We start from the raw sequence: 20453 nt of genomic DNA on the forward strand, positions 1-20453 counted from the left end.
ACCCGTGCCATGAACCTGCTCGCCGCGGGCTACAGCGGCAGCGCGTGGATCGACTGGTCCTGGGTCACGAACCACACGACGGAGATCTCGACGCGCCTGCACGAGCACGTCGCCCTCGCGGGACTCGCGCTCCTGTACGGGCTCGTGATCGCGTTCCCGCTCGCGGTGCTCGCGTCGCGCCGGCGCCGGACGCTCGCGCCGATCCTGTCGGTGACGGGCGTGCTGTACACGATCCCGTCGCTCGCCGCGTTCGCGTTCCTGCTCCCGTACACGGGCCTGTCGCGCAACACGGCGCTGATCCCGTTGACCGCGTACTCGTTGCTCATCCTGATCCGCAACATCGTCTCGGGCCTCGACGCCGTTCCACCCGAGGTGACGGAGGCCGCGCGCGGCATGGGGTACTCGTCGACGCGCCAGCTGCTGTTCGTGGAGCTCCCACTGGCCGTGCCCGCGATCGTCGCGGGCATCCGCATCGCGGCCGTCACGCTCATCGGGCTCGTCCCGGTCGCGGCGCTCATCGGGCAGGGCGGGCTCGGCGCGTTGATGCTCGATGGTTTCCAGCGCCAGTTCCGCACGCCGATCACCGTCGCGGGCGTCCTCGTCATCGCGCTCGCGGTCGTCACCGACGCCGCGCTGCTCCTCGTGCAACGGCTCGTGACGCCGTGGGCGCGCGCGAAGGTCGTCGCGTCGTGAGCTTCTTGCAGGACGTGCTGCGGTGGTTCTCCAACGGTGACCACTGGCGCGGCAACGAGGGGATCCCGCACCTCGTCGTGCAGCACCTCGAGATCTCCGCGGTGTCGCTCGTCGTCGCCGCGCTCGTCGCGCTGCCGATCGGGCTCGTGCTCGGGCACCTGCGTCGCGGCGGCTTCGCGGCGGTGAACGTGTCCAACGTCGGGCGCGCGCTCCCGAGCCTCGCGATCCTGCTCCTCGCGGTGCTCGCGTTCGGGGTCGGGAACCCGCCCGCCGTCCTGCGCGGGATCGGTATCGGCTCGATCCCCACGTTCATCGCGCTCGTCCTGCTCGCGATCCCACCGATGCTCACGAACACGTACGTCGGGATGGCGAACGTCGACGCGGAGCTGCGGGAAACCGCGCGCGGCATGGGGATGAACGGCGGACAGGTGCTGCGACGCGTCGAGCTCCCGGTCGCGATGCCGTTGATCATGGCCGGCGTGCGCACGAGCGCGGTCGCGGTCGTCGCGACCGCGACGCTCGCCGCGTACGTCGGGTGGGGTGGTCTCGGCCGCTACATCATCGACGGCATGGCGGTGTCCGACAACGTGCGCGTGTTCGCGGGCGCGCTGCTCGTGGCGGTGCTCGCCATCGTGGTCGAGCTCGCGCTCGCCGGGGTCCAGCGGCTCGTCGTGTCGCGCGGGCTGCGGGCCGGAGTCGGACCGGTCGAACGTGTTCGCGAGCAACCTGCGCCGGTGAACGCGTAACGTCTGACCTTCTACTCGACGGGCCCATGGGGAGGCACCGTGACCAAGTCCAGATTTCGGGTCGGTCGTCGCGCGCTCGCGACGGTCGCCTTCGCGAGCGCGCTCGCAGTCGTGCTGGCCGCGTGCGGCAGCTCGAGCAGCGGGAAGAAGAGCAGCGGCAGCGGCGCGACGTCGGCACCGACGAAGACGCTCACCGTCGGTTCGAAGAACTTCGGTGCGGCGCAGGTGCTCAGCCATCTCTACGGCGGTGCGCTCGCGGCGAAGGGCTACAAGATCACGTACAAGGACAACCTCGGGGCCACCGAGATCGTCTACAAGGCGTTGCAGAACGGCGACATCGACCTGTACGGCGAGTACCAGGGGACATTGCTGACGTTCCTCAACGGCACGCCGACGAACGACCGGACGACGACGTACGACGCGCTCAAGGCGAAGCTGCCGACGACCCTCGTCGCGACGACGCCGGCGACCGCCGTGGACGTCAACGGCTTCTATGTGTTGAAGACGACCGCGGACAAGTACCACCTCAAGACGATCTCCGACCTCAAGCCGGTCGCGAGCCAGCTCGTGTTCGGTGGTCCGCCGGAGTGCCTCGACCGCCCGCTGTGCCTGGGGACGAAGGAGCAGCAGCTCTACGGGCTGCAGTTCAAGGACGTGAAGAAGCTCGACGCCGGTGGGCCCGTCACCGAGACGGCCCTCGACGACGGCACGATCCAGGTCGCGCTGCTGTTCACGGGGAGCAGCGTGATCAAGCCCAACTACGTCCTGCTGCAGGACGACAAGGGCCTCCAGCCCTCGGACAACCCGGTCGCGCTGGTGCGCAAGAGCGTCGACAGCGCGCAGCTCAACTCGATCATCGACGCGGTGAACGCCAAGCTCACGACCGACGCCTACAACAAGCTCGCGCTGCAGGTGCAGAACGAGAAGCAGGACCCGGCCGACGTCGCGAACGCGTTCCTCAAGGAGAACGGGCTCGGGTAGCTCACACGCCCGACGCGAGATGCGGCACTGACGTACGGAATGCGTACGTCAGTGCCGCATCTTCGCGTTCGCGTCGGCTACCAGCCGCGCTCGATCCACTCGTCGAGATGCGGACGCTCTCGCCGATGGTCGCGTCCGCACCTCTTGCTGGGGCTACCAGCCGCGTTGGATCCACTCGTCGAGGTGCGGACGCTCCGTGCCCACCGTCGTGTCGAGACCGTGGCCCGGCAGCACGAGCATGTCGGCCGGCAGCGTGAACAGCCGACGGTCGATCGACTCGATGATCTGCTCGAAGCTCGCGTTCTCGAACCTCGTGTTGCCCGGGCCGCCCGGGAACAGCGTGTCGCCGCTGAACACGAGCGGCTTGCCCTCGAGCACGAAGCACGTCGAGCCGGGCGTGTGACCGGGCGTGTGGATCGTGCGCAGCCGGAGGTCGCCGACCTCGATCACGTCGTCGTCGGGGATCGTGAAGTCGTAGCCCGGCAGCATCGCGGCGTCCTCGGTCGCGATCCCGACGTCGATCCCGGCGTCGCGCACAGCGGTGACCGCCTGGATGTGGTCCCAGTGGCCGTGCGTCGTGAGTACGCGCCGCACGCCGGTCGCGCGGCTCACCTCGAGCAACAGGTCGTGCTCGTTCGCGGCGTCGACGAGTACAGCGTCACCCGTCCGCTTGCTGCGCACCACGAACACGTTGTTCTCGAACGGGCCGACGACGATCTTGTCGACCCGCACGTCGGCGTCCTCGAAGTGCGCGGGACGGGCCATGTCGCCGAGCGTACCGGTGCACCGTCGCGATCGCGCTCGGGCGGGGCGGTACTTGACCGGGCGGTCTAGTAGCGTCCGGGACCCGATGGACTTCCGTGACTCACCGCAGGAGGCCGAGTTCCGCGACGAGGTGCGGACCTGGCTGGCCGAGCACCTGAAGGGCGAGTTCGCCGAGATCGGCGGGGGCGGCGGTCCGGCCGACGAGGCGGGGTGGGAGGTCCGCGTCGAGTGGGAGCGGCTGCTCGGCAAGGATCGCTGGGTCGGCATGGCGTGGCCCAGCGAGTACGGCGGACGCAACGCGTCGATCGTCGAGCAGGTGATCTTCAACGAGGAGTACGCGAAGGCCGACGCGCCCGCGCGCATCAGCTTCTTCGGCGAAGGCCTGTTCGCGCCGACGCTCATCGCGTACGGCACCGAGGACCAGAAGCGACGCTTCCTCCCGCGGATCCAGGCCGTCGAGGAGCTGTGGTGCCAGGGCTACTCCGAGCCCAACGCCGGCTCCGACCTCTCGAACGTGCAGACGCGGGCCGTCCTCGACGGCGACCAGTGGGTGATCAGCGGGCAGAAGGTGTGGACGACGCTCGCGCACCGCGCCCAGTGGTGCTTCGCGGTCGTGCGCACCGATCCCGACGCGCCCGCGCACAAGGGCATCTCGTACCTCCTCGTCCCCATGGACCAGCAGGGCGTGAGCGTGCGGCCGCTGCGCCAGATGACGGGCACCGCGGAGTTCAACGAGGTGTTCTTCGACGACGCGCGCACCGACCGCGCCAACATCGTCGGCGAGCCGAACGACGGGTGGAAGGTCGCGATGGCGACGCTCGGGTTCGAGCGCGGCACCGCGTTCCTGTCCCAGCAGCTCGGGTTCCGGCGCGAGCTCGACCACGTGATCGATGCGGCGCACGCGCACGGGACGGCGACCGACCCGTCGATCCGTCAGCGGCTCGCGGACGCGTACGTCGGGGTCGAGATCATGAAGTACAACGGGCTGCGGATGCTGACGAACCTCGTCCGTCGCGGCGTCCTCGGCCCGGAGGCGAGCATCGGCAAGCTCTACTGGAGCACGTGGCACCGCCGGCTGGGTGAGCTCGCGATGGACGTGCTCGGTCCTGACTCGCAGATCCTGCCCGGCGACCCGCGCGACCCGTACGAGCTCGGCGAGCTGCAGCGCATCTACCTGTTCAGCCGCTCGGAGACCATCTACGCGGGCGCGAGCGAGATCCAGAAGAACATCCTCGGCGAGCGCGTGCTCGGTCTGCCGCGCGAACCCCGCTGACTGGGAGCGGGCGCTGCGTCGCCGGCTCCCACTACCCTGCGCCGCGCGCGACCGCGGCGTGACGACCCACAGGAGCAACCGTGAACTTCGCCTTTTCGGAAGAGCAGGAGGAGCTGCGCCAGACCGTCCGGCGGTTCCTCGAGGACAAGTCGCCGTCGGCCGAGGTCCGCAGGCTGATGGAGACGACCGAGGGCTACGACGAAGGCGTCTGGAAGCAAATGGCCCAGGAGCTCGGGCTCCAGAGCCTGCACCTGCCCGAGGCGTACGGCGGCCAGGGGTTCACGTTCGTGGAGCTGGCGATCGTCCTCGAGGAGATGGGCCGCGTGCTGCTCTGCGCGCCGTACTTCTCGACGGTCGTGCTCGCGGCGAACGCCATCATGAACGTCGGGACCGACGAGCAGCAGGGCACGCTGCTGCCCGGGATCGCGTCGGGAGAGACGATCGCGACGCTCGCGTTCACGGAGCCGAGCGGGAAGTGGGACGCGTCCGGCATCACGATGGAGGCCCGTCAGGACGGCGACGGGTACGTCCTCGACGGCACGAAGATGTTCGTGATCGACGGCCACACCGCGGACCTCGTCGTCGTGGTCGCGCGCGCGGCCGGTACGAGCGGTGAGGACGGCATCGGGTTCTTCACCGTGGACGGTGACGCCGCCGGTCTCACGCGCACGCCGCTCGCGACGATGGACCAGACGCGCAAGCAGGCGAAGCTCGAGTTCTCGGGTGTGAAGGCGCAGCCGCTCGGCGCGCCCGGTGGTGGTTGGGCCGCGCTGTCGAAGACGCTCGACCAGGCGGCGGTCGGCCTGTCCAACGAGATGGTGGGTGGCGCGCAGAAGGTCCTCGACATGTCGGTCGAGTACGCGAAGGTGCGCGTGCAGTTCGGCCGCCCGATCGGTTCGTTCCAGGCGATCAAGCACAAGTGCGCGGACATGCTGCTCGAGGTCGAGTCGGCGAAGTCGGCTGCGTACTACTCGGCGTGGGCCGCGGCCGAGGACAACGAGGAGCTGCCCGTCGTCGCGAGCCTCGCCAAGGCGTACTGCTCCGACGCCTACTTCCACGCGGCCGCGGAGAACATCCAGATCCACGGCGGCATCGGCTTCACCTGGGAGCACGACGCGCACCTGTACTTCAAGCGCGCGAAGAGCTCCGAGATCCTCCTCGGCGACGCCACCTACCACCGGGAGCTGTTGGCGCAGCGGATCGGGATCTGACGATCCATGTCTTCTGCGTCTTCTGCGCCGCCGACGGAGTCGGAGCGGGGAGGGCTGGGTTGTCGTCGAGGCGGCGCCTCACCAACAGCGGCTTACGTCGGTTGACGCGTCTCGGCCGCTGATCGAATGGCGGTTCTCGTCGGGTTTCTCGTCGTGGCCGTGGTGCTCGCGATCGCGGCTGCGTTCGTCGTGCGCGAGGCGAGTCGCATGGCGGTCGACCCGCCCGCCGCCGTGTTCGACCCCGACGAGGCGTTCGCGTGGGTCGTCCGCCACGTGCCCGACGACGTCGCGGCGACGCTCACGGAGGACGACGTCCGCCGCATCCTCGACTTCCAGCTCGAGTTCTTCCAGCGGAAGGGCGTGTCGGCGAACGGTTCGTCGCCCACGCCGGCGGGGCCGGTCGTCGTCGGCGGGTCCGAGACCGTCGACTACATCCTCGGCCGGGCGGCCGCGACCGGGGAGGCGTACCTGCCCGAGCAGGTCCACGCGGTGATCGACACCCAGCTCACCTACCTGCGGGCGATCGGCGCGATCGGCTCGCAGGCACCGCCCGGCGCGTCGGGGACCGAGCCGGGCGACGACGACCGGCCTGCGTGACCGAAACGGCTCCCGGCCGCCCCTCCGCGCGTGCTACCAATGGGGCACCAGGGAAAGGAGGTGGTCCATACATGCATGATCAACGTGGGACCCTGGAGGTGCGCGGCCGCTAGGCCGTAGGGGCGCCCCCACGGGGTGCCGATGGCTGGACCGCCTGGCGGAATCCACCCGCCGCACCGTCGCCGAGCCCGGACGGGAGTTGGTCCCACCCGTGTGTCCCGGACGGCGATGCCTTTCAGCCCATTCGATGTGGAGGGGGCGCGCGAGCGCCCCCTCCACAATTCTCCGGAGACGCCGTGACCCACCTCGATCGCTTCGAAGGCTTCCGCTACGTCGGCGACAAGCGCAGCCAGCTCGTCTACGACCTCGAGCACCCGCCGTCGGACGACGTCCTCGACGAGCTCATGGCGTCGCAGGAGTTCACCTGCTTCGGGCCCGACACGCTCGCGGAGGCCCGCAACCGCGGCTACCGGCTCCATCGCCTCGCCGCGCTCGGGGCCGAGCTCGGCATCGAGTAGCTACGCGACGACCGGTTCCGTGAGCGAGCCGTCCGGCAGCGCGTCGACGACGCCCTTGCGACGCGCCTCGAACGCGGTGTCGGACAGCACCGGCTCGCTCGGCAGCGCAGCGGGGTCGTCCGGCAGCCCGTCGAGGTCGACCCACGAGCTGCAGCCGCGGTACTCGTCGCGCATCGGGACGGTGAGCGGCTCGAGCAGCCGGTACGCGCGCACGACGAGCACCCACAGCGGGTCGCGCTTCTTCCAGTTGAGGCGCGACGCGGCGTAGTCGTCGGACCAGATGAGCTTCGATCCGAGCTCGGTCAGCTGCGCGGGGTCGGTGAGCTTCGCGACTCCGACGACGTCGGCCCACCCGTCGATGCGGATCGTGTCGTCGGGCGGTGCGGCCGCCTCGTTGAGCTCGACGCGGTGGCGGTACGCGGGCTTGAGCAGGTCGGCACGCTGGTGCTCGACGGTCGGGTAGAGCCAGCACCGCGTCGAGCGCAGCGCGAAGTGGCGACCCTCCTCGCGCAGCCCGCCCTTGCGCACGTCGACGATCTGCTCGCCCTCGAGCAGCGCGTCCACGATGACGCCCCACTCCTTGAACGCGGGGATGCGGTCCGGGCCCGGCACGGTCGTCCAGGATAGAGAACCGACGTCGAGACGGCGCGAGCGGGAGGACGGGTGGACGACGCGATCACGTCGGGCGGGCTGCGCCTCGGCGCGCACTTCGCCCGCCCGCCCGGCGGCCGCGTCCCCGGACTCGTCCTGTGTCACGGCTTCCCGAGTGGTCCGCGCGGCGCGGCGACGTCCGGCGCGACGTTCCCCGAGCTCGCGGATCGGATCGCGCGCGAAGCGGGCTGGGCCGTGCTGACGTTCAACTTCCGCGGGACGGGTGCGTCCGAGGGCGACTTCTCGATCGCGGGCTGGCGCGCCGACCAGCGCGCTGCCGCCGAGTGGCTGTGGGCGCGCGACGACGTCACCGGCGTGTGGATCGCGGGGACGAACCTCGGAGGCTCGCTCGCGATCTCGACGGCCGCGGACGACGCGCGCATCCGCGGTGTCGCGGTCCTCGCCGCGCCCGTCAACATGCGCGACTGGACGCGTGACCCGGCGCGCTTCCTCGAGCACGCGCGCGCGATGGGCGTCATCCGGAATCCCGCGTTCCCGCACGACGTGAACGCGTGGGTGCGCGGGATCACGGAGCTCGACCCGCTCCGCATCGCGCGTCGCCTCCCGCCGCGTCCGCTGCTCGTGCTGCACGGCACGGCCGACGACGTCGTGCCGGTCAGCGACGCACGCGCGCTGGCCGATGCGGCCGCGCCCGCGTCCGAGCTGCGCCTCGTGCACGCCGCCGGCCACCGGTTGCGTCACGACCCACGTGCGGTCGCTGCGCTCCTGGGTTGGCTCGACCGCCAGATCACCTGAGCGGCTCCGGCGACCGGAGCGACGGAGGAGCGGAGGTCGCTCGCCAGCGAGCGAACCGGCCCAGCGGCTCTAAGCTTCCCGGCCCATGAAGGGCGTCATCCTCGCGGGCGGGCAGGGGACGCGCCTCGACCCGCTCACGCGGATCACGAACAAGCACCTGCTCCCCATCTACGACCGGCCGATGGTCGCGTTCGCGATCGAGTCGCTCGTGCGCGCCGGCATCACCGAGGTCATGCTCGTCACCGGCGGGACCCACGCGGGCGAGTTCCTGCGCCTGCTCGGCAACGGCCACGAGTGGGGTCTCGAGCGGCTGTTGTACGCGTATCAGGAGCGCCCCGGCGGGATCGCGGAGGCGCTCGGGCTCGCGGAGCGGTTCGTCCACGACGACCAGGTCGTCGTGCTCCTCGCCGACAACGTCTTCGAACGCTCGATCCGGGCGTCGGTGGGGCGGTTCCGGGAGCAGGGGACGGGCGCGCGCGTGCTCCTCGCCGAGGTCGGCGACCCCGCGCACCTCCGCAACCTGGGCGTCCCGCGGCTCGGCGACGACGGCCACATCGCGCACATCGTCGAGAAGCCCGACGACCCGCCGAGCCCGTACGCGGTGACCGGCGTGTACTTCTACGACGCGTCGGTCTTCGATGTGCTGCCCCGTCTGGAACGGTCGGCGCGCGGTGAGCTCGAGATCACCGACGTCAACAACCACTTCGTCGACGCCGGCACCATGCGCTACGACGTGATCGACGGCTTCTGGGGCGACGCCGGCGAGTCGATCGACGCGTACTACACGGTGAACGACTTCGTCCGCCGCTTCGGCGCGAACAAGTAACGCGAACAGGTAGGCGGTCACGCACGGACGCGCGTCCGCGCGTCGTCCAGGACGTCCGCGAGGGTGCGGTCGAGGTCGATCTCGGGTCGCCACCCCGTTGCCGTGGTCAGCTTCGTGTGGTCGCCGACGAGCCACGGCACGTCGACGGGACGGACGAGGTCGGGATCGACGCGCAGCTCCAGCCGTCGCGTGGTGAGCGCGAGCAGTCGCCGCGCGATGTCCTCGACGGTCACGGCGCGGCCGGAGCAGACGTTGTACACGTCGCCCGGCTCGCCGTCGGTGACGAGCAACCGGTACGCGCGCACGACGTCGCGCACGTCGCTGATGTCGCGGACCGGGTCGAGCGACCCGACCGCGACCTCGCGTGCACCGTCGCGCTCCGCGAGCGCGATCCGGCGGGCCAGGGCCGGCACGAGGAACCGGTCGGACTGGCCCGGCCCGGTGTGGTTGAAGGGCCGCACGCGTACCGTCGCCAGCCCGTCGCCGAGGAACGCCTGCAGCGCGAGGTAGTCGGACGCGACCTTCGCCGCGCCGTACGGCGTCATGGGCCGCAGCGCGGTCGTCTCGGTGATCGGTGTCTCGCCGGCCGGGCGCGCGCCGTACTCCTCGCTGCTGCCGACGACCAGGACGCGCGACACACCCGTGTCGCGCGCGGCGGTGAGCACGTTGAGCGTGCCTTCGGCGTTGACGCGGAACGCGGCGGTGGGCGCGTCCCACGACTCGCCGACGTGGCTCAGCGCGGCGAGGTGGTAGACGGCGTCGGGCCGGACGGTGCGGAACGTGCGGACGACGTCGTCGAGATCCGTCACGTCCATGGTGCGCTCACCGTGCCGGTCGACCGCGACGACGTCGTCGCCACACGCCTGCAGGTGCGTGACGAGATGGTGGCCGACGAACCCGCCCGCCCCCGTGACGAGCGCGTTCACGAGCGCGTTCCGGCACGTTCGACGTCGCGTGACCGCAGCGCGATCCGGTACGCGTCGACGTGGCGGTCGGTCGCACGCGCCCACGTCGCGCCGTCGGCCCGGACCGGGCCGGCCGCGCGCAGCGCCTCGGCGAGTGCCGCGTCACCGAGAAGGGCGTCCAGCGCGGACGCGAGCGCGGTCGCGTCGCCCGGCGGTACGAGCAGCGCGGCGTCGCCGACGACCTCCTCGACCGCGGATCCCAGGGTTGACACCAGCGGGGCGCCGCACGCGAGCGCCTCGAGCGCGGGCAGACCGAACCCCTCCTCGAGCGACGGGTAGGCGACGGCCGCGGCGCGGCGGTACAGCGCGGCCACCGCGTCGCCGTCGACGTACCCGGGCCGCACGATGCGCGTCGCGACACCGCTGCGCTCGACGGCATCGCGCAGCGCGGCGGTGCCCCAGCCGTCGCCCCCCGCGATCACGAGCCGGAGGTCGGGACGGTGGCGCGCGACGGTGGCGAACGCGGCGACGAGCGTCGGGAGGTCCTTGCGCGGCTCGATCGTCCCGACGGAGACGACGTACGGAGGACGCGCGCCGAGCGCGGCGACGCGCGCCAGATCGTCGGCCGCATCGGCATCGGGGGAAGGGTGGAAGCGTTCGTGGTCGACGCCGTGCGGCGCGACGACGATCGGCGCCCGGGGTGTCAGCACGTCGCGCAGCCGGCGGGCCGTGAACTCGCTCACCGCGACGAGCGCGACCGCCCGCCGTGCCGACTCGCGCAACATGCGCCGGAAGAACGCGACCTTCGTCCGCTCGTGCCACTCGGGATGGTCGAAGAACGTGAGGTCGTGCACGGTCACCACGCACGGGACGTCGGCGCGCAACGGCATCGTGTAGTGGATGCCGTGCCAGACGTCGGGCCGGACGTGGCGGGCCAGCGTCGGGCCGCCCAGCTGCTCCCACGCGAGGCGGGCGGGCCGGGGTCCCGGTGCGACCGCGTGCACCGTCGCCCCGGGCGCGAGCTCGAGCCAGCGTGCGCCGTCGGCTCGACGCGTGGCGAGGTGGACGTCGATCCCGTCGCGTGCGGACAGCTCGCGGGCCAGGTTCACCGCGTAGACGCCCGCGCCGACCGGTCGCGCCGGTACGGCGGAGACGTCGAGGAGCAGCCGCACCGTGCGAGTCTACGAGCGCGGACCCGGCGCGAGCGCGGCTTCGTACGCTTCGCGGTGGACGTGCGCGGATTCGGTCCACGTGAAGCGGCGAGCGCGCTCGACGCTCGCGCGACGGCGCGCGTCGCGTCCCTCCTCGTCCTCGACGACGCGCACGAGCGCGTCGAACCATCCGTCGTCGTCGTTCGGGGCGACGAGCGCCCCGGCGTCGCCCACGACCTCGGGCAGGCTCGACGTGGAGGAGGCGACGACCGGGCAGCCGCGCGCCATCGCCTCGAGGACGGGGAGCCCGAAGCCTTCGTAGTGCGACGGCATCGCGCACACGGTCGCGGCGCGGTAGAGCGCGTCGAGCGTGTCCTCGTCGACCGCGCCGAGCTCGCGGACCCCGGGTCCCTCGATGGACGTGACGTCGCCCCATCCCGGCGGACCGACACGGACAAGCGTGACCTCGGGGTGCCGCTCGCGCACGCGTGCGACGACGCGCGCGAGGAACGGGATGTTCTTGCGCGGCTCGAGCGTCCCGACCGACAGCACGAACGGCGGTGCGACGCCGACGCGGCGCAGCCGCAACGCGAGGACGTCGTCGGCGAGATGACCCGGGATGTCGACGCCGTGATGCGCGACGAACAGCAGGCTCGCGTCGAACCCCTCGCGGAGCAGCTCGTCGCGCGTGAAGGTGGACGGCACGATGACGGCGCGCGCGTCACGCCGGGCGAGATCGAGGCCGCGCCGGTGGAACCGCACGCCCTGGCGCGTGAACATCTCCGGGTAGCGGAGGAACGCGACGTCGTTGACCGTCACGACGAGCGGCCGTCGTCCGGTGGGCGGCACCGCGAGGCTCGGCGCGTGCACCACGTCGGCGTCGATGCGGACCGGTGGGAAGCGGAGGCGGTGCCAGAGCTCGTAGCGCCACGGCGCGTACGGGTGTCCGAGCGCGGTGAACGACGGCCATCCCGCGGCGCGGTGGACGGACGGGTCACCCGCCGCGAACGAGACGACCTCGACCCCGGCTCGGGGGAGCGCGCCGAAGAGCCCCTCGACGTAGCGGCCGATGCCACCGGGGACGCGCTGCAACAGCTGACCGACGTGGAGCGCGACGCGCAACGAGTGCGGCGCTTGCGCGCGATGCGGTCTCACAGGAGGGAACCGTAGAGGGCCACCATCTCGTCGACGGCACGCCGCCACGTGTACCGGTCGGCGCGCGCGTGTCCGCGCTCGACGAGCGTGCCCCGCGCGCCGTGGTCGCGGAGCAGCGCGTCGAGCGCGCCGGCGATCGCGTCGACGTCCTGCGGGTCGACGAGCAGGGCGGCGTCGCCGAGGACCTCGGGGAGGGAGCCCGCCGCGCCCGCGACGACGGCGCTGCCGGCGGCCATCGCCTCGAGGGGCGGGAACCCGAACCCCTCGTACACCGACGGGTACGCGAACACGGTCGCGCCCGCGAGCAGGTCGCGACGGTCGTCGTCGGAGACGTAGCCGAGACGCCGAATGCGTGTGTGTGCTTTCGACGCGTCGACGGCCGCCCTGAACGCGTCCGAACCCCAGCCGTCCGGACCGGCGACGACGAGCACGACGTCGTCGTGCGCCGCGGCCACCGCGTCGAACGCGCGGACGAGGCGAGGAAGGTTCTTGCGCGGCTCGACGGTGCCGAGCGCGAGCACGTACCGCGCGGAGCCCGCGAGCTCCCGCCCTCGCCCGCCGTCCCCGCCCGCGACCGGCGCGAGCCCCGGGTAGACGCACGACACTCGCTGCTCGTCGGCGTGGAGATGCTCCACGACCTCGTCGCGAACGAACTCGCTCGTCACGTGCACGTGTGCGCCGCGTGCGAGCGCACGGCGCAGCAACCGGGGATACCGCAACGTGTCGGGCGTGCACATCTCGGGGAAGTGCACGAACGTCAGGTCGTACACCGACACGAGCGTCGGGACGCGCGCCGGCGGCGCGACGTAGTTCGTGGCGTGCACGACGTCGACCGGCCCGGTCCAGTGCTCGATGCGCGGCACGTCGCTGCGCATCCACAGCTCGCGCACCAGCCGCGCGGGCAGGCGCGATCGCGCCGCTGTGACACCGTCTGGCAGCACGCCGTCCAGCGCGCGTCGCCCGCTCACCGCGTAGCAGACGACGTCGACGCCGTCCCGCCGGCACAACCCGTGGACCAGGCCGTCGACGACGCGTGCGACCCCCGTGCGCGCACCGAGCAACGGCGTGCCGTCGAGCGCGACGCGCACCGCTCAGACGTCGCGAGCGGGCGCGGCGGTCGCGATCGCGGCGTATTCCTGGGGCCCGTAGAGGGAGTCGTTCAGGCGGCGGAACGCGTCGTTGACGAGGCGGACGTCCTCGACGACGACGGCGTCCGTCCCCGCCGGCGGCTCGGGGAGGAGCGGGAGGTGGTACGCGGACGCCGGCGCGTGGAACTCGAGACGCACGTCGCGGAAGCCGGCCCGCTCGCACAAGAACGTGACCAGGGCGGGGTGGAGCGGGCGGACGTGCGTCGGGTCCATGACGTAGGAGTTGCCGAGCACGACGAGCGACGCGGGGTTCGGCGTCTCGACGACGAGCACGCCGCCCGCGCGCAGACGCGTCGCGGCGAGCTCGAAGAACGCGACGAGCGTGTCGAGGTCGAGGTGCTCGACCACGTGGATCGCGGTGATCGCGCCCAGCGACGCCGGCTCCGCGGCGCCGAGGAACTCGACCGCGCCGGTCTCGTGGATGTCGAGGCCGCGGGCGCGCGCCGCCGCCGCCATGCCGGGGTCCGGCTCGACGCCGACCACGCGTGCGCCGCGTGACGCGAGGACCTCGAGCAGCTCGCCGCGGCCGCACCCGATGTCGACGACGGGCTGGTGCTCGAACAGCAGGTCGGCATAGCGCCGTTCCTGCTCGGCGAGGACGGCGGCCGGGTCGCCGCGGAAGCGGTGCTCGAACCCGACGTAGTCGAACCCTGACGACGGCTCGGTGGTCGCAACCGCGGGCGGCGCGCCCGCGTCGCCTGGGGGCGTGCTCGTCCCCGCGCGCACGCGTCGCAGCTCGCGATCGATCGCGTTCACGCGCTCACGCAGCTCCGCGAACCGCTCGGGGACGCCGGCCAGCCCGGCGGCAGGCGCGATCGCGGTGCCGAGCGAGTCGAGCGCGGCGTGGAACGCGCCGAGCTCACCCTTGAGCAGCTCCTGGTTCACCTCGAGCACGTGGACGCGCTCGTTCGCGCGCCCGAGCTCGACGATCGGTGCGAGCAGCCCCTCGATCGCGTCGACGCGCGCCTTGACGACCTGCAATTCGGATTCCAGGGGGCCGTACTCGCTGCGGAGCTCCGCGCGCACGGACTCGCGCACGCGGTCCTGCAGGCGCGCGGCAAGGCGGTCGAGCGCGCTGCCGACATACGGACGAAGGGTCTCGCGAGCCGCGTGCTTGACCCGGGTGCGCAGCGTTCCCGGCGTGTCGGGCGCGTCGGGCGCGGCCGCGGGCGTCACGGGACCGGGCGCCTTGTCGCTCGCGTCACCCGTGCGACCGTCGCCCGCGGCCGTGTCGCCGAGGTCGGCCCGCAGCGCGTCGAGCGCGGCCGGCTCGAGGTCGGGGTGGCTCATCGGGCGTCACCGGCGAGGGCCACGAAAGGTCCCGCGCGCTCGTACGCGCGGAGCACGACCGGTCCGGCGGCGCGCGAGCCGAGCTCCGTGAGCCGGTCGGCGAGGTGCGGCCCCGGCTGCTCGTCCGCGCGGCGCACACCGAGCCGGTCGAGGAGGTCGCGTGCGGCGCGACCGCTGTCGTGGACACGTTCGGCGAGGCGCCTGCCCGCCGCGCCGAGCCGCGCCGCGGTGCGGTCGTCGCGAGCAAGGACGCGCGCGGCCTCCCGCGCGTCCGACGCCGTCCGCGCGACCGCGACGTCGTCGCCGTCGGTTGCGCCGAGCCAGGCTGCCGTCGCCGCGTCGGTGACGACGGGCGTCGCGAGCGCGAGGGCGACGAGGACCTGCGGGCCGCGCACCGCGGCGGCCGCGCACACCGCGAGCGCGGCGGGAACCGACTCGGCACGCAACGGCGTGGGCTGCGGGAAGCCGACGACCACTGCGAGGTCGCCGTCGAGTGCGAGGCGCCGGCGCCAGCGTGCGCGCACGAGCGGCCCGACGGGGGGATGTTCGGACGTGTCGACCGCGGGATGCGGGAACCGCAACGCGTCGGCCGGGTCGCCGGCCGACGCGGGCTCCGCGGTTCCCATCCGCACGACGACGTCGACGCGCGACGCGAGCACCCGCTCGTCGTCGTGGGGTCCCACGACGACCGCGACCGGAACTCCGTCGCGGTCGCGGGACCGGACCGCGGCATCGAGCCGGTGCGCGTCGCTCGAGAGCGCGAGGCGAGCGTCCGGCGTGACGACGGAAGGGTCGCTCGCACGGACGTCGCACACGCGTCCGAGCGCGACGACGAGCGCGTCGGTCCCCGGCACGGTGCGGAACCCGCCGAGGACCTCGACCGTCGGTCGCCGCGCACGCATCACACGCCGAGGAGCCGGTCGACGACGGGCGCCCAGCTCAGATCGGCGACGCGCTCGCGAGCCTTCTCGCCCATGCGCTGCGCGAGATCGGGATCCGCGGCGAGCCGGTCGATCGCGGCGCCGAGCGCACTCGGCGTCCCGTCGGTGACGAAGCCCGTCACGCCGTCCTCGACCCACTCGAGCACTCCGCCCGCGTCGGCGGTCGTGATGACGGGCTTCCCGGCTCGGAACGCCTGCAGCGTGACGTACCCGTAGTCCTCGTCGAAGGGGACGTAGGCGACCGCGAGCGCGTTCGCGTAGAGCTCGACGAGACGGTCGTCGGCGACGAAGCCGGGCAGCTCGGTGCGCGACGCGACGCCGAGCGACGCGACCTGCCCGCGCAGCTCGGCGTCGAGCGGACCGCGTCCGGCGATCACGAGCCGCGCGCCGGACGTCGACGCCGCGATCGCGTCGACGAGGAGCGCCGGTCGCTTGTTCGCGGCAAGCCGCGTCGGGCAGAACACGTAGTCGCCGAACGGACCGGGCCGCAGCGCGTCGAACAGCGGCGGCGGGTGGTACAGCGGCTCGCCGGTCAAGCCGTTGTAGCGCGCGAGGCGATCCGCGACGACTCCCGACGTCGTGAACAGCGCGCGCGCCTCGCCCAGCGCGCGCGTGTCCCACTCGGTCAGCATCCGCTGCGCCTCGAGCGACTCGTCATCGAGCCCGTAGTCGGACCACGGCGACTCGACGGCGTCGTACGCGGCGCGGTGCTGATGGAACAGCCACACGACCTTGTTCGGGTGCCGGACGAAGTAGGACGGGAAGTTCGTCGCGATCACCAGCTCGGCGTCGATCGGCACCAGCCGCCACGCCAGCGCGGCGTCGAAGACGCGCATGCGGTCCCACGCGGTGGGCAGTCGTACGAGCTCCGCGCGATGACCGGCGTCCCGCAGCGCGCCGACGAGGTTGTCCATGTGGAGCTCGGCGCCGCCGTGGACGAAGGGCACCTGGGCGCCGCACACGCAGATGTCCATTCGGATCGAGCCTACTCACGTCGATCCGTTCCCTTCTGCCGGGTCGGGGCGCCGGTAGGCTCGGTCCATGGACTCCTCGGTCGACTCGTCGCGTCGGCAGCTGCTCGACGCCGTCCGCTCGACGCCCGATGTGACGACACCGAGCCGGTATCCGGCGCTCGCGCACGCGATCCGCCGTGCCGTGTTGCGGCTGACGCGTCACACGCGCGAGCACGACCAGCAGACGCTCGAGATGCTCGTCGCGTACGTCGACGAGCTGACGCGGCGCGAGGCCGCGCCCGATCTCGCCGGAGAGGTGCGCGACGCGCTCGCGCGCCGGCTCGTCCGCGATCCGGCCGCCGTCGGCGTCGACGTCGCGCGCTGGCGGAACGAGGTCGAGCAGCACCTGCTGTCCCACGGTGGCTGGGCGCCGCGACTGCCCGACGACATCGTCGAGGCGTCGACCGACGCGGGTTCGATGCTCCTGCCCGGCTACGACCGGTACATCACACCTCCGCTGCAGGAGCAGGGGAGGTGGGAGCCCGAGGAGGCCGAGTTCATCACGTCGCTGCTGGGCCCGGGCATGCACGTGATCGACGTCGGCGCGCACGTCGGGTACCACACGCTGCGCGCGGCGCGTGCCGTCGGCGAGAAGGGCCGCGTCATCAGCTTCGAGGCGTCGCCCGCGAACTTCGCGTTGCTGTGCGCCAACATCGTGCGGAACCAGCTGACGAACGCGCTGCCGTTCAACGTCGCGCTCGGTGCGGAGACCGGCATCGTCGACCTGACGCTCTCGCTCGACAACACCGGCGGCAACCGCGCGTACGCGTTGGACTACGTGGAGCCCGACTTCCAGATCCCGTGTGTCGCGCTCGACGAGATCCTCCCGCCGGACGCGGAGTTCGATCTCGTGAAGATCGACATCGAGGGCATGGACCACCGTGCCATCGAGGGCATGGCGAACATGCTGCGGCGGAGCCGACCGTGGGTGCTCGCCGAGTTCAACCCGGAGCTCATCGCGTACCTCGGCAGCGACGCCGAGAGCGTCGTGGGCTTCTACCGCGATCTCGGGTACAAGGTCCGCGTCCTCGAGGACCCCGAGCTGCTGCCCGACGCACCCGCGCGTGACTACGTCGACCGCGCGGTGAACGCAGTCGGCGGGTACGTCACGCTCGTGCTGCAGCCGGAGAGCACGTAGCGCGACGGACGGCGGGCGCCCGCGTGATGACCGGGTGCATCGCATCGGCCTCGCTACGATCGGCCGGCATGGATCGCACGGGCCGCCTCGCGTTCGTGCCCCCGCGCTTCGGGGCGGAGGTCATCGGCGGCGCGGAGGCGGTCGTGCGCGAGATGGCGACCGGGCTCGCCGCGCGCGGGTGGGACGTCGAGGTCCTGACGACGTGCGCGCGCGATCACTTCACGTGGGCCAACGAGTACGACGCCGGCATGGAGGAGCACGACGGCGTGACCGTCCGTCGCTTCCCGACGGTGATCTCGACCGCGCGTGCCGAGCGGGCGACGTACGAGGCGGCGATGCTCGCCGGTGCACGCCTCGGGCTGCGCGAGCAGTCCCGGTGGATGAACGACGACGTCCGTGTCCCCGAGCTGTTCCACTTCCTGCTCGACGAGTCGGACCGCTACCGCGCGATCGTCTTCGCGCCGTACCTCTTCTGGCCGGCATTCGCGTGCGGTCAGGTCGCGCCCGAGCGGACGATCCTCATGCCGTGCCTGCACGACGAGCCCGCCGCGCACCTCGAGTTGTTCGAGCCGCTGTTCCGCGGGTCGCGCGGGCTCTGGTTCCTCTCGGAGCCCGAGGCCCGGCTCGCGGCGCGCATCCATCCGACACTCCCGCCCCACGAGGTGATCGGCTCGGGACTCGACGTTCCCGCGTCGTACGACGTCGACGGCTTCCGGCGCCGGCACGGCATCGAGGGCCGGTTCGTGCTCTACGCCGGGCGCCGGGAGGGCGGGAAGAACTGGGAACGGCTGCTCGACGGGTTCGCGGCCGCGAACGAGCGGTCGAAGCTGCCGTTCTCGCTCGTCACGATGGGAACGAGCCGGGTCCAGGCGCCGCGCGCGATCGCCGACCGCGTGGTGGACCTCGGGTTCTGCGAGACGCGTGACCGCAACGACGCGTTCGCCGCGGCGGACGCGTACCTCCAGCCGTCGCGCTACGAGAGCTTCTCGCGCACGATCATGGAGGCCTGGCTCGCGGGCACGCTCGTCATCGCGAACGGCGCGAGCGAGGTCGTCCGCTGGCACTGCGACCGATCCGGCGCGGGCCTGCTCTACGACGACGACGCCGAGCTGGAGCAGTGCCTTCGGTTCGTCGCCGACGAGCCCGCGGCCGCAGCCGCGATCGCGTCGGCGGGGCGTGCGTACGTCCTCGACAACTACACGTGGCCGGACGTCCTCGACCGCGCCGAGCGCACGCTGGACGCCTGGCTGCCCGCGCGCTGAACGCGGAGGAGACCAGCACGTTGCGGATCCTGATGGTCACGCCGTACCCGCCGGTCCGTGACGGCATCGCGAACTACGCGGTGCAGGAGGTCAAGCGCCTGCGCGCGGACGGGCACGACGTCGAGGTCCTCTCACCCGAGCCGTCCGCCGCGCACCACCACCTCGAGCTCACCTCGCGGCGCGGACCGCTCGCGCTCGCGAAGCGCACCGGCGCGTACGACCGCGTCATCGTGCAGTTCCACCCCGACATGTTCTTCCCCGTGCTCGCGACGTACCGGCGGCGGCTCGAGACCACGCTCGGCCTGCTCGCCGCGTTCCGTACCGCGCACGACGTCGAGGTGCGCGTGCACGAGGTGAACTACGACACCGGGCGAGGCCGGTCCGTGCTCGCGGTCGCCACGCGCGCGATGTGGGGCGCGGTGGACCGGATCTCGGTGCACACCGACGAGGAGCGCCGGCTCTTCGCCGACGCGTTCCGCGTCCCGCTCTCGCGGATCGACACGCTGCACCACGGTGAGAGCTTCCGCCGGCGGACCGACGCGACGCGCGACGAGGCCCGCGCGCGGCTCGGTGTCCCCGCCGACGCGTTCATGTTCCTCTCGATCGGCTTCGTCCAGCCGCACAAGGGGTTCGACCGCGCGGTTCGCGCGTTCGCCCGTCTCGGCGCGGTCGACCCGGCCGCGCCGCGCCGCATCGACGTCGTCGGATCGCTCCGAGTCGAGGAGCCCGAGTACGTCGGGTACATGGAGGACCTGCGCGATCTCGTGGAGCAGACGCCGGGTGCGTTCCTGCACGACGGGTACGTCGGCGACGAGACGTTCGACCTGTGGCTCGTCGCGTCCGACGTCGTCGTCCTCCCGTACCGGTTCATCTGGTCGTCGGGTGTCGTCGAGCGCGCGAACCTCTACGAGCGCCCGGTCATCGCGACGCGCGTCGGCGGGCTCGCCGGGCAGGCCGCGCCGGGCACGATGCTCGTCGACGACGACGACGAGCTCGTCGCCGCGATGCGGACCGCGCTCGGGGTGCCCTCGGGGCCCGCGGCACCCGCCGCGCCGAGCGCGCCATGGCCGCACGACGGCCGCGACGCGGTCATGGCCGAGATCCGCACACGCGCGGCTGCGCAGCGCGGCTCGCTCGGGCCGACGGCGACCGGCGCCGCGCGCGCGGCGAACGGCGCGTCGCGCCGGCAGCTCACGTCGAGCGCGCCCTTGCGGCGCGTCCCTCCGCTCGTCCTCCCGCAACCGGTGTCGGCACGGCCCGGGGCGTCGCTGCTCAAGCGGGCCGTCCGGCGCCTGACCGCGTGGCAGATCGACCCGATCGTCGATGAGGTGAACCGTCTCCGTGACGCGTCGATCGAGGCCGCCGAGTTGCAGGGGCCGCGGGACGCTCAAGGCTGAGGCCGCCGCGACCGAATTCAGTAGGTACGCGAACCT

21 protein-coding genes are annotated in these 20453 nt (G+C 72.4%); 12 read left to right on the plus strand and 9 right to left on the minus strand.

What is annotated here, in order from left to right:
* Positions 1-9 precede the first annotated feature (9 nt).
* Genes VFC33_16015 through VFC33_16025 form a run of 3 tightly spaced genes read left to right on the plus strand, consistent with a single transcriptional unit; the run spans position 10 to position 2420 of the window.
* On the plus strand, positions 10-693 hold the full coding sequence (locus VFC33_16015; GenBank protein HZR14745.1) for an ABC transporter permease: 684 nt from the start codon (positions 10-12) through the stop codon (positions 691-693).
* Positions 690-1439 carry an ABC transporter permease gene (locus tag VFC33_16020; protein ID HZR14746.1) on the plus strand — a complete coding sequence of 250 codons (750 nt, stop codon included), beginning with the start codon at positions 690-692 and terminating at the stop codon, positions 1437-1439. Before VFC33_16015 ends, VFC33_16020 begins: the two co-directional genes overlap by 4 nt.
* A gap of 39 nt (positions 1440-1478) precedes the next feature.
* A complete protein-coding gene (locus tag VFC33_16025; GenBank protein HZR14747.1) occupies positions 1479-2420 on the plus strand; it encodes an ABC transporter substrate-binding protein in 942 nt (313 codons plus the stop codon).
* Positions 2421-2573: 153 nt separating this feature from the next.
* On the opposite strand, the gene VFC33_16030 is transcribed toward VFC33_16025, so the two are convergent.
* The gene (locus VFC33_16030; GenBank protein HZR14748.1) at positions 2574-3185 is read right to left on the minus strand and encodes an MBL fold metallo-hydrolase; all 612 of its coding nucleotides are present in this window, start codon (positions 3183-3185) and stop codon (positions 2574-2576) included.
* A gap of 85 nt (positions 3186-3270) precedes the next feature.
* Between VFC33_16030 and VFC33_16035 the strand changes: the two genes are divergently transcribed.
* From VFC33_16035 to VFC33_16050, 4 genes are all read left to right on the plus strand, one after another.
* A complete protein-coding gene (locus VFC33_16035; protein HZR14749.1) occupies positions 3271-4458 on the plus strand; it encodes an acyl-CoA dehydrogenase family protein in 1188 nt (395 codons plus the stop codon).
* An 80-nt stretch (positions 4459-4538) separates the two neighbouring features.
* Complete coding sequence (locus VFC33_16040; protein HZR14750.1) at positions 4539-5669, plus strand: acyl-CoA dehydrogenase family protein; 1131 nt, start codon at positions 4539-4541, stop codon at positions 5667-5669.
* 126 nt (positions 5670-5795) lie between these two features.
* On the plus strand, positions 5796-6266 hold the full coding sequence (locus VFC33_16045; GenBank protein ID HZR14751.1) for a hypothetical protein: 471 nt from the start codon (positions 5796-5798) through the stop codon (positions 6264-6266).
* 296 nt (positions 6267-6562) lie between these two features.
* Positions 6563-6784 carry a hypothetical protein gene (locus tag VFC33_16050; protein HZR14752.1) on the plus strand — a complete coding sequence of 74 codons (222 nt, stop codon included), beginning with the start codon at positions 6563-6565 and terminating at the stop codon, positions 6782-6784.
* On the opposite strand, the gene VFC33_16055 is transcribed toward VFC33_16050, so the two are convergent.
* Positions 6785-7396 carry a DUF1802 family protein gene (locus tag VFC33_16055; GenBank protein ID HZR14753.1) on the minus strand — a complete coding sequence of 204 codons (612 nt, stop codon included), beginning with the start codon at positions 7394-7396 and terminating at the stop codon, positions 6785-6787.
* 51 nt (positions 7397-7447) lie between these two features.
* Between VFC33_16055 and VFC33_16060 the strand changes: the two genes are divergently transcribed.
* Both VFC33_16060 and VFC33_16065 read left to right on the plus strand, forming a co-directional pair.
* Positions 7448-8191, plus strand: a complete 744-nt coding sequence (locus tag VFC33_16060; GenBank protein ID HZR14754.1) for an alpha/beta fold hydrolase — start codon at positions 7448-7450, stop codon at positions 8189-8191.
* Between the two features lie 85 nt (positions 8192-8276).
* Complete coding sequence (locus VFC33_16065; protein HZR14755.1) at positions 8277-9017, plus strand: sugar phosphate nucleotidyltransferase; 741 nt, start codon at positions 8277-8279, stop codon at positions 9015-9017.
* A gap of 17 nt (positions 9018-9034) precedes the next feature.
* Here the strand turns inward: VFC33_16065 and VFC33_16070 are convergent, their stop codons facing one another.
* From VFC33_16070 to VFC33_16100, 7 genes are read right to left on the minus strand one after another with little or no spacing between them, the layout of a single operon-like run.
* Positions 9035-9943, minus strand: coding sequence for a GDP-mannose 4,6-dehydratase (locus tag VFC33_16070; GenBank protein HZR14756.1), 909 nt, complete (start codon positions 9941-9943; stop codon positions 9035-9037).
* Positions 9940-11094 (minus strand): glycosyltransferase family 1 protein, encoded by a 1155-nt coding sequence (locus VFC33_16075; protein ID HZR14757.1) that lies wholly within the window; start codon positions 11092-11094, stop codon positions 9940-9942. Before VFC33_16075 ends, VFC33_16070 begins: the two co-directional genes overlap by 4 nt.
* A gap of 9 nt (positions 11095-11103) precedes the next feature.
* A complete protein-coding gene (locus VFC33_16080) occupies positions 11104-12228 on the minus strand; it encodes a glycosyltransferase family 1 protein (protein ID HZR14758.1) in 1125 nt (374 codons plus the stop codon).
* A complete protein-coding gene (locus VFC33_16085) occupies positions 12225-13316 on the minus strand; it encodes a glycosyltransferase family 1 protein (GenBank protein HZR14759.1) in 1092 nt (363 codons plus the stop codon). The genes VFC33_16080 and VFC33_16085 overlap by 4 nt, the downstream gene beginning before the upstream one ends.
* A gap of 3 nt (positions 13317-13319) precedes the next feature.
* On the minus strand, positions 13320-14666 hold the full coding sequence (locus tag VFC33_16090) for a methyltransferase domain-containing protein (protein HZR14760.1): 1347 nt from the start codon (positions 14664-14666) through the stop codon (positions 13320-13322).
* Positions 14663-15568 (minus strand): glycosyltransferase, encoded by a 906-nt coding sequence (locus tag VFC33_16095; protein ID HZR14761.1) that lies wholly within the window; start codon positions 15566-15568, stop codon positions 14663-14665. Before VFC33_16095 ends, VFC33_16090 begins: the two co-directional genes overlap by 4 nt.
* On the minus strand, positions 15568-16581 hold the full coding sequence (locus tag VFC33_16100; protein ID HZR14762.1) for a glycosyltransferase family 4 protein: 1014 nt from the start codon (positions 16579-16581) through the stop codon (positions 15568-15570). The genes VFC33_16095 and VFC33_16100 overlap by 1 nt, the downstream gene beginning before the upstream one ends.
* 67 nt (positions 16582-16648) lie before the next feature.
* Here VFC33_16100 and VFC33_16105 point away from each other — a divergent pair, with 67 nt between their 5' ends.
* The 3 genes from VFC33_16105 to VFC33_16115 all read left to right on the plus strand — a co-directional run bounded on the left by VFC33_16105 (position 16649) and on the right by VFC33_16115 (position 20417).
* Positions 16649-17758 (plus strand): FkbM family methyltransferase, encoded by a 1110-nt coding sequence (locus tag VFC33_16105; GenBank protein HZR14763.1) that lies wholly within the window; start codon positions 16649-16651, stop codon positions 17756-17758.
* Between the two features lie 68 nt (positions 17759-17826).
* Positions 17827-19020 carry a glycosyltransferase family 4 protein gene (locus VFC33_16110; GenBank protein HZR14764.1) on the plus strand — a complete coding sequence of 398 codons (1194 nt, stop codon included), beginning with the start codon at positions 17827-17829 and terminating at the stop codon, positions 19018-19020.
* 20 nt (positions 19021-19040) lie between these two features.
* A complete protein-coding gene (locus VFC33_16115; protein ID HZR14765.1) occupies positions 19041-20417 on the plus strand; it encodes a glycosyltransferase family 4 protein in 1377 nt (458 codons plus the stop codon).
* Positions 20418-20453: the final 36 nt, after the last annotated feature.

It is taken from the genome of Acidimicrobiia bacterium (assembly GCA_035651955.1).
Classification (GTDB): Bacteria; Actinomycetota; Acidimicrobiia; order IMCC26256; family JAMXLJ01; genus JAMXLJ01.

Bases quoted from the DNA above. Each gene is read 5' to 3' on its own strand.
- VFC33_16015 (HZR14745.1), top strand. From the start codon at position 10: ATGAACCTGCTCGCCGCGGGCTACAGCGGCAGCGCGTGGATCGACTGG.
- VFC33_16030 (HZR14748.1), bottom strand. From the start codon at position 3,185: ATGGCCCGTCCCGCGCACTTCGAGGACGCCGACGTGCGGGTCGACAAG.
- VFC33_16035 (HZR14749.1), top strand. From the start codon at position 3,271: ATGGACTTCCGTGACTCACCGCAGGAGGCCGAGTTCCGCGACGAGGTG.
- VFC33_16045 (HZR14751.1), top strand. From the start codon at position 5,796: ATGGCGGTTCTCGTCGGGTTTCTCGTCGTGGCCGTGGTGCTCGCGATC.
- VFC33_16065 (HZR14755.1), top strand. From the start codon at position 8,277: ATGAAGGGCGTCATCCTCGCGGGCGGGCAGGGGACGCGCCTCGACCCG.
- VFC33_16090 (HZR14760.1), bottom strand. From the start codon at position 14,666: ATGAGCCACCCCGACCTCGAGCCGGCCGCGCTCGACGCGCTGCGGGCC.
- VFC33_16095 (HZR14761.1), bottom strand. From the start codon at position 15,568: ATGCGTGCGCGGCGACCGACGGTCGAGGTCCTCGGCGGGTTCCGCACC.
- VFC33_16100 (HZR14762.1), bottom strand. From the start codon at position 16,581: ATGGACATCTGCGTGTGCGGCGCCCAGGTGCCCTTCGTCCACGGCGGC.
- VFC33_16105 (HZR14763.1), top strand. From the start codon at position 16,649: ATGGACTCCTCGGTCGACTCGTCGCGTCGGCAGCTGCTCGACGCCGTC.
- VFC33_16110 (HZR14764.1), top strand. From the start codon at position 17,827: ATGGATCGCACGGGCCGCCTCGCGTTCGTGCCCCCGCGCTTCGGGGCG.